At 68.7% G+C, this 2148-nt stretch carries 1 protein-coding gene and 1 pseudogene; both read left to right on the top strand.

Annotated features, from left to right (window positions below):
- Window positions 1-1795: penicillin-binding transpeptidase domain-containing protein (locus AADI75_RS16080; RefSeq protein WP_341209992.1), on the top strand; the 1795-nt coding region annotated here is incomplete at its 5' end.
- 123 nt (window positions 1796-1918) lie between these two features.
- Window positions 1919-2148 (top strand): annotated as a pseudogene (gene prfB / locus AADI75_RS16085) (peptide chain release factor 2); the annotation flags it as partial.

The raw sequence follows: 2148 nt of genomic DNA on the forward strand, positions 1-2148 counted from the left end.
CACCGATCGCGCGCTGGAGCGGCGCAATTACGTGCTGCGCGAAATGGTCAGGAACGGCTTTGTGACCGCGGCGCAGGCACAGGCTGCCGCCGCCGAGCCGATCGGCGCGATCACGCATCGCACGCCCAAGTTCGAGCGCGTCGGCGGCTATTTCGTCGAGGAGGTGCGCCGCGAGCTGATCGCCAAATTCGGCGAGCAATCCGAGGACGGGCCGCACAGCGTCTATGCCGGTGGATTGTGGGTGCGAACCTCGCTCGACAAGACCATCCAGCAATATGCGGCCGAGGCGCTGCGCAACGGCCTGTTGCGCTTCGACGCCGGGCGCGGCTGGTCGGGGCCGTTGCGGCATATCGATATCGAGGGTGATGCGTGGCAGGGGCCATTTATCGGCACCAACATCATGATCGACCACGAAAACTGGCGCGCCGCGATCGCGATCGCACGGGACGGCGATGCGTGGCGGCTGGGCTTCGCGGACGGATCGACGGGGACGATGGCGCGCGATGCGGCGCAGATGCCGGTGCGTAATCAGGGTGGTGCCGCTTTCACCGCGATCAAGCCCGGCGACATCATCGCGGTCGCGCCGGCCGGGGCAGGGCGGTTCGCGCTCCGCTCGGTCCCGCGCATCTCTGGCGGGTTCGTGGTGCAGGAGCCCGCGACCGGGCGCATCCTCGCGATGCAGGGCGGGTTCGAATCGAGCGTCCAGTCGTTCAACCGCGCGACGCAGGCGTTCCGCCAGCCCGGCTCGACGATCAAGCCGATCGTCTATTCGGCAGCGCTGGAGAACGGCATGACCCCGGCGTCGATCATCGTCGACGGCCCGTTCTGCGTCGACCAGGGTGCGCGGCTGGGGCAGAAATGCTTCCGCAACTTCGGCAATTCGCGCGGCGCGGGGCCGCATACGATGCGCTGGGGCATCGAGCAGTCGCGCAACCTGATGACGGTGCGCACCGCGGCGCAGACCGGCATGGGGCGCGTGGTCAAGCTCATCAAGGCGATGGGGGTCGGCGATTATGCGCCGTATCTCTCCTACGCACTCGGCGCGGGCGAGACGACGGTGACGAAGATGGTCAACGCGTACGGCGTGCTCGCGAACTGGGGGCGCTGGCACGATCCGTCGCTGATCGACGTCGCGCAGGACCGGCACGGGCAGGTGATCTGGCCCGAGAACTGGCGCGCCTGCGACGGTTGCAACGCGCGCGACTGGAACGGGCGCGCGATGCCGCGCCCCGCCACCGGCGGGCGGCAGGTGCTCGACGCGATGAGCGCCTATCAGATGGTGCATATCACCGAGGGCGTGATCCAGCGTGGCACCGCGACCGGGCTACGCGATCTAAATCGCCCGATGTTCGGCAAGACCGGCACCAACAATGGGCCCACGGACGTCTGGTTCATCGGCGGCACGCCGCAGATGATCGCCGGGCTCTACATGGGCTTCGACAGCCCGCGCAGCCTGGGCGGCTATGCGCAGGGCGGTACGGTAGCGGTGCCGGTGTTCAAGGAATGGGCGCAGAAAGCCTATGCGGGGATGCCGGCGATCCCGTTCCGCGCGCCGCCGGGCATCCGCATGGTGCGGATCGACCGCGCGAGCGGGCGGCCGGTGTTCGGCACCTTCCCGACCGACAGCGATCCCAAGCCGGCGGTGATCTGGGAAGCGTTCAAGCCGCAGAGCGAGGCGCGCCGCGCGCGTCGCGCCGCACCGACAACCGCACCCTCCTCCCGCCCGAGCGCGAGCGCAACCGGCAGCACCGCCAGCGACAGCGACTTCTTGCAGAGGCAGGGGGGCATCTACTAAGTCGTCGCCAGAACGTTCTTTCGTCGTCCCAGCCAGTCGCCGGGATTCCCCGGTCACGCAGCCCCGCTCGTGCCGGTCGGGATTCCCCTTCTGGTCGGCGCGGCGTGACCTTGGAGTAAAGTTATGCGCGCCGAAGCGCAGGCCCATGTCGACAGCATCAACGAGGCGCTAGCGCTGCTGCGCCGTTTCCTCGACTGGGACCGCGCGTTGCGTCGCCTCGACGAACTCAATGCGCGCGTCGAGGATCAGGCGCTGTGGAACAACCCCAAGGAAGCGCAGGCGGTGATGCGCGAGCGTCGCCGGCTCGACGAGGCGATCACGGCGACGCGCGACATCGAGCGCGAGCTGTCCGA

Origin of the sequence: uncultured Sphingomonas sp., assembly GCF_964021865.1 — a bacterium.
Classification (GTDB): Bacteria; Pseudomonadota; Alphaproteobacteria; order Sphingomonadales; family Sphingomonadaceae; genus Sphingomonas.